Origin of the sequence: Bacteroides mediterraneensis (assembly GCF_900128455.1) — a bacterium.
GTDB classification, from domain to species: domain Bacteria; phylum Bacteroidota; class Bacteroidia; order Bacteroidales; family Bacteroidaceae; genus Phocaeicola; species Phocaeicola mediterraneensis.
The window spans coordinates 3090546-3103926 of sequence record NZ_LT635783.1; the positions used below are offsets into that span (position 1 = coordinate 3090546).

A 13381-nucleotide genomic window follows, 5' to 3' on the forward strand; every position below is an offset into this window, starting at 1 on the left:
TACCCGTATGCCGAATCCAAAATACAAGAACAAACGGATTCCGGCATACGAGATGATTAAATTCTCTGTCAACATCCACCGGGGCTGTTTTGGCGGATGCGCTTTCTGTACCATTTCGGCCCATCAGGGAAAGTTCATTGTCAGCCGAAGCAAGGAAAGTATCCTTAAAGAAGTGAAGGCCATCACCGAAATGCCCGACTTCAAAGGCTATCTGAGTGATTTGGGAGGTCCTTCTGCCAACATGTACCAGATGGGAGGAAAAGATACGTCCCTCTGTCAGCGTTGTAAACGCCCGTCGTGTATCCACCCCAAAATCTGCCCGAACTTGAATACCGACCATCATCCACTGCTGGAAATCTATCATGCGGTAGACAGCTTGCCGGGCATCAAGAAAAGCTTTATCGGAAGTGGAGTGCGTTACGACCTGCTTCTGCACCAAAGCAAGGACGCGAAAACCAACCAGAGTACCAAGGAATATACACGCGAACTGATTACACGCCACGTAAGCGGACGACTGAAGGTGGCACCGGAACATACCAGTGACAAGGTGCTCAACCTGATGCGCAAACCGCCCTTTGAGCAGTTCTATGAGTTCAAGCGTATCTTCGACAAAATCAATAAGGAAGCCGGACTGCGGCAGCAGATTATTCCCTACTTCATCAGCAGCCATCCCGGATGTACGGAAGAGGATATGGCCGAACTGGCCGTCATTACCAAGCGGTTGGATTTCCATCTGGAGCAGGTGCAGGATTTTACCCCGACCCCTATGACGGTCTCCACAGAAGCATGGTACACCGGACTGCATCCTTACACCCTGGAACCCGTCTTCTCGGCCAAAACACCGCGCGAAAAACTGGCCCAGCGCATGTTCTTCTTCTGGTACAAGCCTGAAGAGCGTAAGGCCATCATCAATGAACTGCGGAAAATCGGCCGGAACGACCTGATCAACAAGCTATACGGAAAATAAGGAATCCACGTGGGGTTCGTCCGTGTCAGGCATGACGCGGACGAATCTTACGGACCACCGTCGACAACGTTTTCTGAATGGTCTTGGTCAGCACAATCAACGTGACGGCCACCAGAATCAGAAAAATTCCCCAAGCCTCCTGTGCCGTAAACGATTCGCCGAAAATCAAAGCACCGATACAGACAGCCGTCACCGGCTCCATGGCTCCCAGCACAGAGGTAAGTGTACCCCCGATATGCTGTACGGCCAACACCAGCGTAATATTGGAGATGACGGTCGGTACCACGGCCAACAGCACCAGATTCCCTACCGACACGGCGTCCGGCACCGGTTGTATTCCTTGATTAGTCAGCGCCTTCACGGCAAACATCACCGTGCTGACAATAAACACATAAAAAGCCAGTTTCCGCCCGTTCATATCGCGCAGACGGGATTTGTTGACTGCCACAATATAACTGGCATAGCATACAGCCGAAAGGAGAACGATAATCACCCCCGACACATCAAACGACAATTCATCCCCTTTCAATGAAAGTTCAGACACGCCATACACCGCCAGCAGAATGGCAACCCATGTCACCCAAGACGCCTTCTCACGAAACAGCACCCACATCAGCAAGGTGACGAACACCGGATAGGTGAAATGCAGGGTAGTGGCCACTCCCGCCCCCATAAAACCATATCCCCAGAACAAGAACATGGCCGAACCGGTGTAAAACAATCCCAGCAAAAGAAACAGCGGAATATCCCGCAGCTCTATATGAAACGATTCCTTTTTCACCTTCATCATCACCCCCAAAGCAAAGGTGGCAAAAAGGAACCGATAGAAAAGAATGGAATCAAACATCATCCCTTTCCGCATCAGCGGAAGGGTAAACAAGGGTATCAAACCGAATGTCACCGAAGTGGCAAGTCCATAGAAAAATCCTTTCAAACTGTTCATACTGCGAAATGTAAGAATAAACTCCGCAAAGGTACACAATTCAAACCGATATACCTAACACAAAAGAGGCCACAGAAACCTTCTTCGGGTTTCTGCAGCCTCTTTCGGTTATTTTCATCGCAATAATCAGCGGTCTTTTATCGGCTTGTAGTCCACTTCCTCCAGCACGTTCTTGTAGGCCGGACGGATGATGCGGCGACCTTCGAAGTTCAGCTCCTCAATGCGGTGTGCCGTCCATCCTACGATACGGGCCATGGCAAACAGCGGGGTATAGATTTCATGCGGCAATCCCATCATTTCGTAGATAAATCCCGAATAGAAGTCCACGTTCGAACATACCTGCTTCTTGGTACCTTTCACCTTCTTGAAACATTCTATGGCACGCTGTTCCAACAGTTCCAGGAAAGCAAATTCCTTTTCGCATCCCTTTTCTGCCACCAGCTCGCCGGCCAGTTCCTTCAGCAAGACCGCACGCGGATCGGAAATGGTGTACACCGCATGACCGATACCGTAAATCAGTCCGCTGCCGTCGTATGCCTCCTTGTTCAACATACGGGTCAGATACGTATCAATCTCATCCACGTTCGTCCAATCGGAAATCACCTCCTTCAAATGATGGAACATCTTGATCACCTGAATATTGGCTCCTCCATGTAACGGACCTTTCAAAGAACCGATACCGGCGGCGATGCTGGAATAGGTATCCGTACGGGTAGAGCTGGTGACGCGTACTGTAAACGTAGAGTTGTTACCACCTCCGTGTTCAGCCTGCAACACCAACAGCAAGTCGAGCATACGGGCTTCCAGCGGCGTATAGTCCTTTTTAATCATATAAAGGAAGTTCTCGGCCAACGACAGGTTCTCGTGCGGGTGACGGATATGCAAGGAACGTCCGTGTATGCTGTGACGATAAATGTTGTAAGCATACGCAATGATGGTCGGGAACTTAGAAATCAGTTCGATGGACTGACGCATCAGGTTGTCGCGTGAGATGTCATCCGGATTCGGGTCGAACGTATACATCTCCAGCACACTGCGGGCCAGGATGTTCATGATGTTCTGTCCCTCCAGGTCGATGATGTTCATCGTGGTCTTCTTGTCGAGCGGCATGTTGTCGTTAATCAGTTCCTTGAACGAAGCCAGCTGTTCACTGTCCGGGAGTTCCCCCGAAAGCAACAGATAAGCCACTTCCTCAAAGCCGAAACGTTTCTCGCGCAACAGCGCATGGGCGATGTCATCCAGGTCGTATCCACGATAAAACAACTTGCCCGGAATCGGTTTCAGTCCCTGGTCGGTACGTTCATACCCTACCACATTACCAATCTTCGTCAGTCCCACCAGTACTCCCGTACCGTCTTCATTACGAAGGCCTCGCTTCACATTGTATTTGGTAAACAGTTCATTGTCAATACGGCATGCCTGCTTGGCACATTCGGAAAGCTTGTAAACGATATATTCCTTTTTCATAAACTACTCTTTTATCCATTAATCACTCCGACAAAAGAACCGTCTGCTCTTACAGCAGTTCGACGATTCGCTGTCCAAAATCCTTTGTTCCCAGTGCGTTTCCTTTCGGCATGAAACGGGCTAGGTCGGCCGTAGCTTCTCCGTTGGAGAATGCTTTTTCCAATGCATTCACAATCAGCTGGGCAGCTTCTTTCCAGCCCATGTATTCCAGCATCATCACCGACGACAACAACAGGGAGCAAGGATTGACCACATCCTGTCCGGCAATGTTCGGCGCCGTGCCGTGAGTCGCTTCAAAAATAGCATGTCCGGTCTGGTAATTGATGTTGGCACCCGGTGCGATGCCGATACCGCCCACCATGGCAGCCAGCTGGTCGGAAATGTAATCTCCGTTCAGGTTCAATGTCGCAATCACAGAATATTCTTCCGGCAGCAACAGCGTATTCTGCAGGAATGCATCGGCAATGCAGTCCTTCACCACCAGTTTGCCTTCATTGATGGCCTTGGCTACGGCAGCCTTGGCAGATTCCTCGCCCAGGTCTTTCTTCAGACGGTCATACTCGTTCATGGTGAAAGTACGGTCCTTGAATTCCGTTTCAGCCACTTCGTATCCCCAGCGCTTGAAGCCTCCCTCGGTAAACTTCATGATGTTTCCTTTATGTACCAGTGTCACTGAAGGCAGTCCGTTGTCCAGTGCAAACTGGATAGCCGCACGTACCAACCGCTGTGTTCCTTCCTTCGATACCGGTTTCACACCGAATGAAGAAGTTTCCGGGAAACGTACTTTGGTGACGCCCATCTCGTCGTGCAGAAATTTATAGAACTTCTGCGCTTCCGGAGTGCCCTGTTCCCACTCGATACCGGCATAAATATCCTCTGTATTTTCACGGAAAATATACATGTTCACCTTATGAGGCTCTTTTACCGGAGAAACTACCCCCTTGAACCAGCGTACCGGACGCAGACAGACATACAAGTCGAGCGTCTGTCGCAGTGCCACATTCAACGAACGGATACCTCCGCCTACCGGAGTGGTGAGCGGCCCCTTGATACCTACCAGGTATTCCTTGAATGCATCCAACGTAGCCTGCGGCAACCATTCACCTGTCTTTTCAAACGCCTTACCCCCCGCCAGCACTTCTTTCCATTCAATGCTGCGCTTGCCCACGTAGGCCAGTTCTACCGCCGCATTGACAATTTTCTGACATACCGGAGTAATTTCAGCGCCTACTCCATCGCCTTCGATAAAAGGAACCACCACATTGTCGGGAACCATCAGTTTCCCGTCTTCCATATACATCTTGCTGTTACTCATATCTCTCTTATTTTTTAAAGGTGTTCAAGGCAGAACCCGCTTTGAACCAGTTAATTTGCATTTCATTATAGGTGTGAAGCACTTCGAAAGTCTCCGTCGTGCCGTCATCGTGTGTCAATACGGCATACAGCGGATGTCCCGGTGCAAAATGCTGCAATCCCAGGATGGAAATCCGGTCGTGTTCACGCACCTTGTCATAATCGTTCTTGTCGGCAAAAGTCAGTGCCAGCATACCCTGTTTCTTCAGGTTGGTTTCATGAATACGGGCAAAGCTTTTGGCCAGAATCACCCGCACGTTCAGGAAACGTGGTTCCATGGCTGCATGTTCCCGGCTGGATCCTTCTCCATAGTTTTCTTCCGCCACGACGATAGAGCCCATGCCCTTCGCCTTGTACTGCTTGGCCACGGCAGAAACCGCCTCATACTCACCCGTCAGCTGATTCCATACGCAGTTCGTCTTTCCGTTGAAGGCATTGACCGCTCCCATCAGCATGTTATCGGAAATATTTTCCAAGTGCCCACGGAAACGCAACCACGGTCCGGCCATCGAAATATGGTCGGTCGTACATTTTCCCTGCGTCTTAATCAGCAGCGGCAATTCCAGGAAGTCTTCACCGTTCCATGGAGCAAACGGTTCCAGTTTCTGCAAACGCTGTGAATCCGGCTGAATGGTGACTTCCACCTTGCCTCCGTCGGCCGAAGGAGCCACATACCCGTTGTCATCCACCGTAAAGCCTTTCAAAGGCAAAGTTTCTCCTGTCGGAGGATCCAGTTTCACCGCCTCGCCCTTTTCATTCTTCAGGGTATCTGTCAGCGGATTGAAGCACAAGTCACCGGCAATGGCAAAAGCGACCGCAATTTCCGGTGAAGCAATAAACGCATGCGTATTCGGATTCCCGTCGGCACGTTTGGCAAAGTTACGGTTGAACGAAGTCACGATGGAATTGGCCCGCAACGGGTCGTCGGTCACACGCTTCCACTGGCCGATACAAGGACCACAGGCATTGGTCATCACCACGCCACCGATACTCTTCAGGTCTTCAATCATGCCATCACGCTGGGCCGTGCAATACACCTGCTCCGAACCTGGGTTGATAATCAGCGAAGCCTGCATCTTCAGTCCCTTCGCCTTTACCTGACGGGCTACCGAAGCCGCACGGCTCAAATCCTGATAAGAAGAGTTGGTGCAGGAGCCAATCAGTCCCACTTCCATTTTCTGCGGGAAACCTTCCTTCTTCACACGGGCCGCAAATTCCGAAATCGGACAAGCCGCATCGGGGGTAAACGGACCGTTCACATAAGGTTCCAAAGCCGAAAGGTCGATTTCAATCAACCGGTCGTAATATTTCTCCGGACACTGTGCCACTTCCGCATCCGCCTGCAAGTCGGCTGCATTGGCCTCAGCCAGTGAAGCAACCTCCTCACGGCCAGTCGCACACAGGTAGCGTTTCATTTCCTCATCGTACGGGAAGACCGAAGTCGTGGCCCCCACTTCCGCTCCCATGTTGCAGATGGTAGCCTTCCCAGTAGCCGACAACGAATGCGTACCTTCTCCAAAATATTCGATAATGGCATTGGTTCCCCCTTTCACGGTCAGAATACCTGCCAGCTTCAAAATCACATCCTTCGGCGAAGCCCAACCGTTCAGTTTACCGGTCAGCTTCACGCCAATCAGTTTCGGCATCTTCAGTTCCCATTCCATTCCGGTCATCACGTTCACCGCGTCGGCACCACCTACGCCGATGGCAATCATTCCCAAGCCACCTGCATTCGGCGTATGAGAATCGGTACCCACCATCATTCCGCCCGGGAATGCATAGTTCTCAAGCACCACCTGATGGATGATTCCTGCTCCCGGCTTCCAGAAGCCGATACCGTATTTCGAAGCCACACTCTTCAAAAAGTCATATACCTCTTTATTCGTGGTACAAGCGGAAGGCAAATCCTCTTCCACTCCCTTATATGCTTGAATCAAATGGTCGCAATGTACAGTGGCAGGCACTGCCGATACAGATTTCCCGGCATTCATAAACTGCAGCAATGCCATCTGTGCCGTAGCATCCTGCATGGCTACCCGGTCGGGACGGAAATTGACATACTCTTCTCCCCGACGAAACGGAGCCATCGTGTGCTCGTCGTACAAATGGGCATACAATATTTTCTCGGCCAAGGTCATGGCACGTCCCAGTTTTTTCCGGGCTTTTCCTACTTTTTCCGCATACGACGCATAGAACGTCTTCTGCATTTCCATGTCATAAATCATCTGAGCAATCCTTTTTATAACTTAGTGCGCAAATATATCGAAAATAAACCACAAATTTGTCTTTAAAAGTGATAAAAAAACAACAAACTGCTATTTATTGTTACATCTTCTTTACAATCTACATCTTCAAAGAAGGAACTCCAGCCGTTTTTGGGCAGACCCATCTGCAAACTGAAAAATACTTACATATTTTTACTATTCTCTCTCACAGAACTGGAATTTCCAGCAATATACGATGAGAATCTGACAAATGCAAGCATCTTGATCAAAATATCGACTTATCCGATTTATGTCTCCCGTGCGGGAAACATACGTTTTCCTAAGCAGAAACGTACGTTTTCCCAACCAGAAACATACGGTTCCGCCAAGGGAAACGTAGGGCTCTGCCTGCGGAAACGTAAAGAAGAACGAGGCTTTTTGCGAATTATTTCACTATAGTTTTAAATCATCCTATCCATCAGCCACATTATCCTCCTTTTCAGCCACCGGAATCCACTGGATTTTATGTGATTATTCCAAAGATTTTCCGTAAATCTGTATAAGGAATATAGCTATTTGATATTAAACGAGTTAGAAGGATTACCTTATTTTGGGGTAATGATTTGGCAACCGTCTTAATTGCTGTGTTCTGCTTTACTTTACGTATCGATAACTCTTATACTACAAAAATAATACAATTTTCAATACCAAGCCAATATTACCAAATAAAATTTTGTACCTTTGTCAAATTCAGACAAAAACGGCATATATGAACCGAATAAAAGAGGTATTAGATGCTAAGGGCATTAGTCAAACGGAATTAGCAAACAGGCTTGGAAAGACTTTCAATATGGTCAATCTATATGCTACGAACAAGGTGCAACCTCCCATTCCTGTTTTATATCAGATAGCAAACATTCTGAATATTGATGTAAGGGATTTACTTGTGCCTAACCAAATTAAAGAAGACTATATAAATGGCGAAAAAAGAGATTAAAACAGACTTTTGGGTGTATGGGCTATTGCAAGAAGCAGGTTTAAATTTGACACCGCAAGGTTGTGATATAAAAGAAGTTGACGAAGCGTTGAAAACTGCTTCAAAAGCGCAAACAGGAAACGTTGGTTATCCTGAATATTGTGGAATAGTAAAAGATTTTTTGCTTGTAATAGAAGATAAAGCAACACTTGAAAAGCATATTGTCAGAAATGACAAAAAATTAATATCACAAGATGTTAAAAGTGTAAAAGACTATGCAGTCAATGGCGCTTTGTTCTATGGACTTCATTTAGCTGCACACACTTCTTTTCATAAGGTACTTGCATTTGGTGTATCAGGTAATGAGAAACGACATCGGATAACTCCTATTTTTATAAATGAACGTGGAGATTATCAGGAACTTTCTGATGTGGAAACCTTTATTTCGTTCAATGAAAACAATATAGACGAGTTTTATTTGAAAGAAATCCTGAAAGAAGAAACAGATGTAGAAAAGACAACGGCTGAAATACTCAAAGATGCAGAGAAACTACATAATGATTTGCGGAATTACGGAAATCTGACAACAGAACAAAAACCGTTGATTGTTTCTGGGATTATGTTGGCATTAAGAGAAATAGAATACAAAACATTTTCTATTGATTCTCTTATTGGAGATAATGTAAAAACTGATGGACAAAAGATTTACGAAGCGATAAGAAGTAACTTGCAGCGGGCTAATGTAACACCTGATACAAAACGAGATAAGCTATTGAGTCAATTTGCTGTTATAAAAGATACGCCGAAAATCAATGAAAAAAATGATACTTTAGGTAAGACACCATTAAGACATTACACAGAGTTTCTTTACAATAGTATCTATAAGAATATACGTTACCAAAACTCAGCAGAAGACTATTTAGGACGTTTCTATGGAGAATTTATGTCATATTCAGGTGGGGATGGGCAGACATTAGGTATTGTTCTTACTCCAAAACATATTACAGAATTGTTTTGCGAATTGATAGATTTGAAAGTTGATGACAAAGTCCTTGATCCTTGTTGCGGTACTGCAGGTTTCCTTATTGCTGCCATGCACAAGATGGTTAAGCAAGCAGAAGATGAAACTCAGAGAAGACATATAAAACGTGACCAGTTATTTGGTATTGAATTACAACCTTATATGTTCACTATAGCCACAACCAATATGATACTTCGAGGAGATGGTAAAAGTAATTTGCATAATTGGGACTTTTTAAAGCATAATCCAAGCCAATTACAATTGAAAGGATGTACTGTGGGTATGATGAACCCACCTTATTCACAAGGTTCAAAGAGTAATCCAGATTTATATGAAATCAGTTTTACGGAACATTTGCTTGAATCATTAGTTGAGGGGGCAAGGGCTATTGTAATAGTTCCCCAATCTTCAGTAACGGGAAAGAGTAAAGAGGAACAGAATATCAAAAACAACATACTCAAACATCATACGTTGGAAGGTGTTATCACACTCAACAAAAATACGTTCTACGGCGTAGGAACAAATCCATGTATTGCTGTATTTACTGCTGGCATACCTCATGACAAAAACCATAAATGTAAATTCATCAATTTCGAGGATGACGGGTTTGTTGTAAGCAAGCATATCGGACTGGAAGAAACTGCCTGTGCTAAAGATAAGCGTCAACATTTGCTTGACGTGTGGTTCGGACGCATAGAGGCTGAAACAAAATTCTGTGTGGAAACCACTATAGAGGCAGAGGATGAATGGTTGCATGCGTTCTACTATTTCAATGATGAAATCCCTACGGAGAAAGACTTTGAGAATACAATGGCTGATTATTTGACCTTTGAATTTAATATGATTACTCATGGTAGAGGATATTTGTTTGAAGATATAAAAGATGGAGAAAATAATGAATAATCTTTCTTTAGATTCCCGGAATTGGGATGCATTCTTTATAGAGGATGTCGCTGAAATACTTTCAGGACGAGATATTTATGAAAGGGAACGTTTAGATGGACTTATACCATATATTACAGCAACTGCAAATAATAATGGTATAGGATACTTTGTTGCAAATAGTAATGAAACGCTTGAAAGTAATTGTCTTTCGGTAAACAGAAATGGTTCTGTTGGTTATTGTTTTTACCATCCATATAAGGCTTTATATGGGAATGATACACGGAAGTTACGCCCTAAAAAGAATAATAAATACATTTCTTTATTTATCTCCTTGTGTATTACAAAACAACGAGAAAAATATGGATATGGTTATAAAATGGGAACGGGACGTTTGAAAAGGCAACGAATATTACTTCCCATTGATGAAAATAACAATCCCGATTGGCAATTCATGGAGGATTATATGAAAGCCAAAGAACAACAAATCTTAAAACCAACAATAGAGAAATTATGCAAATACTTGATAATCAACGAAATAATAACGGGGGGGGTAAATTATCTCATGCCCATTGGAAAGCATTTTATTTCACAGAAGTATTCACGGAAATACAGCGAGGCAAACGGCTTAAAAAAGCCGATCACTCAGAGGGAAGAACTCCATACATCTCGGCAACCGCTCTCAACAATGGTGTGGATGGATTTGTTGGAAACGAAAGCGGCGTAAGAAAATTTTCTAATTGTTTGACTGTAGCTAATAGCGGTAGCGTAGGGAGTGCATTCTTTCATCAATATGAATTTGTAGCAAGTGACCATGTTACTCAATTGAAAAGAGAAGGATTAGATAAATACGCCTATCTTTTTATGTTACCGCTTATAAATCGCTTATCGGAGAAATATAGTTTTAACAGAGAAATAAATGACAACAGAATAAAAAGAGAAAAGTTAATACTTCCTGCAACTCAAACCGGAGAAATAGACTTTGCCTTTATGTCTTCCTTTATGAAGGAGATTGAACAAGACATCCTCAAAACTACGTTGAAAACCTTTAAGGATAGGATGAGTGTTAACAAATGTAAAATGGGGGGGGTAATTTGGAAACACTTCCTCATTCGTGACTTATTCCCTATTCTTGTACCAGGCAAGTCAAAAGGGCTTAATCATATCGAAAAAGTTGAAAACGGCATTAGTTATCTTGGAGCAACCAATCAGAACAATGGAGTGCTTTGCTTTGTTACAGCTAATAAAGATTTGGTACAAAAAGGAAATTGTATAGCTTTTATCCGAAACGGAGAAGGTTCTATGGGATATTCAGTTTATAAAGCAGAAGATTTTATAGCGACTTCGGATATGACATTGGGGTACAATGAGAATCTTAATAAATATATTGGTACGTTTATCACTACTGTAGCAGACCGCATAAGGGGAAAATACAATTTTGGTTACAAAAGAAGTGCTACACGTTTAGCAAAAGAGGTTCTTACTCTTCCTGTGGATGAAAACGGCAATCCTTATTGGGAATATATGGAGAATTATATGCGACGTATTGAAAACGAACAGATATTTAACTACTTCAAGACTTTAGGACTTACTTTATAAGCGAGACCAATGGGAGAATAGTAAAAAGGCAGTATACCTCAACGTCTACTATTTCCCATTGATATTGTTTATAATTCCATACCCTTACCCTTTTTGAGTGGTGCAACTGTTCTGCGTACGGAAGAAAACAATTTATTAAATTGTTCTTTGAACCACTCTCCAATAGGTTTTCCTTCGATACAAAGTACAAGTTTTGACTTGTCTTTCGGGGCTTTTACAACTTGGAAACCTGCGTTTTCTGTCTTGAACTTTCGGTTATGTTCCTCCGAATAGAGTTCGCCTTCGTAGAACAGCGGCTTTCCGCTGATGAGCGTGGCGGTCTGTCTTTCGTTGAAACCGACTTTGAGGCAGAACTTCTCCATGTACACCAACTCTTGGAACAGCGGGAACCACTTCTTGGCTTTCTGGATGATTGATTTCAGGAATGACACTTCTTCTTGGTGTGCCGTTTCTTTATCTGCCATCTCCCTGCGGTGCTTGACTTGCAATTCCATAAGTTGGCGGTTATGTTCCTCTTGCTGCCGCTGCATCTGCTGTTGCAACAACTTGATGCTCTCATCACGGGCGGCGACCTCGCCTTGCAGGGTGCGGTTGTTGGCTTCCAGCTCTTTCAATTTACCACCGCCCAAAAGAGAACCGACCTTTGCCACGAATGCGGCTTTCGCTTCCGTCTTGGCAGCTTCCAGTTTCTCCGACTTGACCTCCTGCCTTACCTCGTCAAGTTGTTGCTCTGCCTGTTGCTGCTCAGTCTGTAACTGTTGCACATTGGCTTCGAGTTCACTCGTCTGTCGTACCAAATCACGGTAGTATTGGGCTGTTGTCGTATGCCGTGCTTCCGAGCCACGTACGCCACGTTGCAAACCGTATTTTTCCATTACTCTTGCGTAACTGTCGTGATAGGCAACGAGTTTCTCACGTGTCAGCACATCATCGGCACACAGGCGCACGGTATTGGCTTTCTTGCGGTAGGAGCGTTTACCTTCCGTCTGCTTTTTCTTGGCTTTCCTGCGCTCTCCTGTTACTATCGGTACGACCGTGGCATGAATGTGCGGTGTGTGCTCATCCATGTGCAGGACTGCCGAAACGGTATTTTCCTTGCCGAAGGTACGGTGCAGCCATTGAAGGTTGTCATCACACCATTCGTCAAGTCTGCCCTCGTCCTGTATTTTCATCATATCCTCGTGCGTACCCGAAAGCACGATTCTGATTGCCCGCACTTGGTCTGGAGTTATCTTCCGCTTGATGCCAGCTGTGCGGATGCGGTGGCTTATCGCTTCGGTACGGTCGGACACTCCATCAGGGAACTCCACCAGTTCACGGTTGAGATGTGTACGTGTAGGGTCTGCGTTCTTGGGTGTGGTCTTACGTTCTATGTGGTCGGATGCGCCCGTGTCAGCCGAGCCTTTCGCTTTGTTGATTTGAATGCTTATATATCCCATGCTTATTTTTCGTTTTCAGGTTTGACAATTTGGTTTGTTGGTTTCCGTCTGCTGCGGTCATGCCGCATGGCAAACGGGGGTGTCCAGAGGGGTGCAACCCCGCTGGCTCATTGGGGCGTTTTTAGCATTAGCGTCAGCGTTGCGTGAAGAAAACGCCCTAATGAGCTATGGCTTTTTTGTTTCCAAAAGCCTGTGAGAGTACCAGCGGTATAGGCAGACCTTTTCTTTTCATTGATATGATACGTCTTCCCTTGTCGGCTGGTCGGACAGCAAGCAGGTCGGATGTCCGACCAGCCTGCGGATAGTGGCATTTTCTTCCGTCCGTTTGTTCGATAGACTTGTTGGCGGATGAAAATCCGATGAATTGATGAGGTGATAGGATAATATACTGATAACCAAAATGATATGCATTCATCATCGTTTCATCAAATCGCTCGCCAAAAGAAAAGTGATGTAGAGTGCGATATGTCCTTCCTCTTTTCATCAGCCCGATTCTCTTGTTGAAAGGTTGATGAAGACGTAAGTTGCTG

At 45.3% G+C, this 13381-nt stretch carries 11 protein-coding genes; 5 read left to right on the forward strand and 6 right to left on the reverse strand.

The genetic code is table 11. From position 1 onward, the window contains the following. Positions 1-967: DUF3362 domain-containing protein (locus tag BQ7480_RS18255; RefSeq protein WP_235816687.1), on the forward strand; the 967-nt coding region annotated here is incomplete at its 5' end. A gap of 25 nt (positions 968-992) precedes the next feature. Here the strand turns inward: BQ7480_RS18255 and BQ7480_RS13215 are convergent. The 4 genes from BQ7480_RS13215 to BQ7480_RS13230 all read right to left on the reverse strand — a co-directional run bounded on the left by BQ7480_RS13215 (position 993) and on the right by BQ7480_RS13230 (position 6955). Beyond that, positions 993-1910 (reverse strand): DMT family transporter, encoded by a 918-nt coding sequence (locus BQ7480_RS13215; RefSeq protein WP_022353615.1) that lies wholly within the window; start codon positions 1908-1910, stop codon positions 993-995. Positions 1911-2036: 126 nt separating this feature from the next. Continuing rightward, positions 2037-3377 carry a citrate/2-methylcitrate synthase gene (locus BQ7480_RS13220; protein ID WP_022353614.1) on the reverse strand — a complete coding sequence of 447 codons (1341 nt, stop codon included), beginning with the start codon at positions 3375-3377 and terminating at the stop codon, positions 2037-2039. A gap of 49 nt (positions 3378-3426) precedes the next feature. After that, on the reverse strand, positions 3427-4692 hold the full coding sequence (icd, locus tag BQ7480_RS13225) for an NADP-dependent isocitrate dehydrogenase (protein WP_072543233.1): 1266 nt from the start codon (positions 4690-4692) through the stop codon (positions 3427-3429). A 7-nt stretch (positions 4693-4699) separates the two neighbouring features. Then, positions 4700-6955, reverse strand: coding sequence for an aconitate hydratase (locus BQ7480_RS13230; RefSeq protein ID WP_072543234.1), 2256 nt, complete (start codon positions 6953-6955; stop codon positions 4700-4702). A gap of 748 nt (positions 6956-7703) precedes the next feature. Here BQ7480_RS13230 and BQ7480_RS13235 point away from each other — a divergent pair. The 4 genes from BQ7480_RS13235 to BQ7480_RS13250 are packed head-to-tail and all read left to right on the forward strand — an operon-like array spanning position 7704 to position 11412. Continuing rightward, positions 7704-7931, forward strand: coding sequence for a helix-turn-helix domain-containing protein (locus BQ7480_RS13235; protein WP_072543235.1), 228 nt, complete (start codon positions 7704-7706; stop codon positions 7929-7931). Further along, positions 7912-9834 carry an HsdM family class I SAM-dependent methyltransferase gene (locus BQ7480_RS13240; RefSeq protein ID WP_072543236.1) on the forward strand — a complete coding sequence of 641 codons (1923 nt, stop codon included), beginning with the start codon at positions 7912-7914 and terminating at the stop codon, positions 9832-9834. The genes BQ7480_RS13235 and BQ7480_RS13240 overlap by 20 nt, the downstream gene beginning before the upstream one ends. Continuing rightward, positions 9815-10540: a restriction endonuclease subunit S gene (locus BQ7480_RS18260; RefSeq protein WP_072543237.1), complete on the forward strand. Its 726-nt coding sequence runs from the start codon at positions 9815-9817 to the stop codon at positions 10538-10540. Before BQ7480_RS13240 ends, BQ7480_RS18260 begins: the two co-directional genes overlap by 20 nt. Then, positions 10423-11412: a restriction endonuclease subunit S gene (locus tag BQ7480_RS13250; RefSeq protein ID WP_235816741.1), complete on the forward strand. Its 990-nt coding sequence runs from the start codon at positions 10423-10425 to the stop codon at positions 11410-11412. The genes BQ7480_RS18260 and BQ7480_RS13250 overlap by 118 nt, the downstream gene beginning before the upstream one ends. 68 nt (positions 11413-11480) lie before the next feature. Here the strand turns inward: BQ7480_RS13250 and mobV are convergent, their stop codons facing one another. Continuing rightward, complete coding sequence (mobV, locus tag BQ7480_RS13255; protein ID WP_072543239.1) at positions 11481-12851, reverse strand: MobV family relaxase; 1371 nt, start codon at positions 12849-12851, stop codon at positions 11481-11483. Between the two features lie 228 nt (positions 12852-13079). Then, positions 13080-13262: a hypothetical protein gene (locus BQ7480_RS17830; protein ID WP_139255781.1), complete on the reverse strand. Its 183-nt coding sequence runs from the start codon at positions 13260-13262 to the stop codon at positions 13080-13082. Between the last annotated feature and the right edge of the window lie 119 nt (positions 13263-13381).

Bases quoted from the DNA above. Each gene is read 5' to 3' on its own strand.
- BQ7480_RS18260 (WP_072543237.1), top strand. From the start codon at position 9,815: ATGGAGAAAATAATGAATAATCTTTCTTTAGATTCCCGGAATTGGGAT.
- BQ7480_RS13230 (WP_072543234.1), bottom strand. From the start codon at position 6,955: ATGATTTATGACATGGAAATGCAGAAGACGTTCTATGCGTCGTATGCG.
- BQ7480_RS13235 (WP_072543235.1), top strand. From the start codon at position 7,704: ATGAACCGAATAAAAGAGGTATTAGATGCTAAGGGCATTAGTCAAACG.
- BQ7480_RS13240 (WP_072543236.1), top strand. From the start codon at position 7,912: ATGGCGAAAAAAGAGATTAAAACAGACTTTTGGGTGTATGGGCTATTG.
- BQ7480_RS13215 (WP_022353615.1), bottom strand. From the start codon at position 1,910: ATGAACAGTTTGAAAGGATTTTTCTATGGACTTGCCACTTCGGTGACA.
- mobV (WP_072543239.1), bottom strand. From the start codon at position 12,851: ATGGGATATATAAGCATTCAAATCAACAAAGCGAAAGGCTCGGCTGAC.
- icd (WP_072543233.1), bottom strand. From the start codon at position 4,692: ATGAGTAACAGCAAGATGTATATGGAAGACGGGAAACTGATGGTTCCC.
- BQ7480_RS17830 (WP_139255781.1), bottom strand. From the start codon at position 13,262: ATGCATATCATTTTGGTTATCAGTATATTATCCTATCACCTCATCAAT.
- BQ7480_RS13220 (WP_022353614.1), bottom strand. From the start codon at position 3,377: ATGAAAAAGGAATATATCGTTTACAAGCTTTCCGAATGTGCCAAGCAG.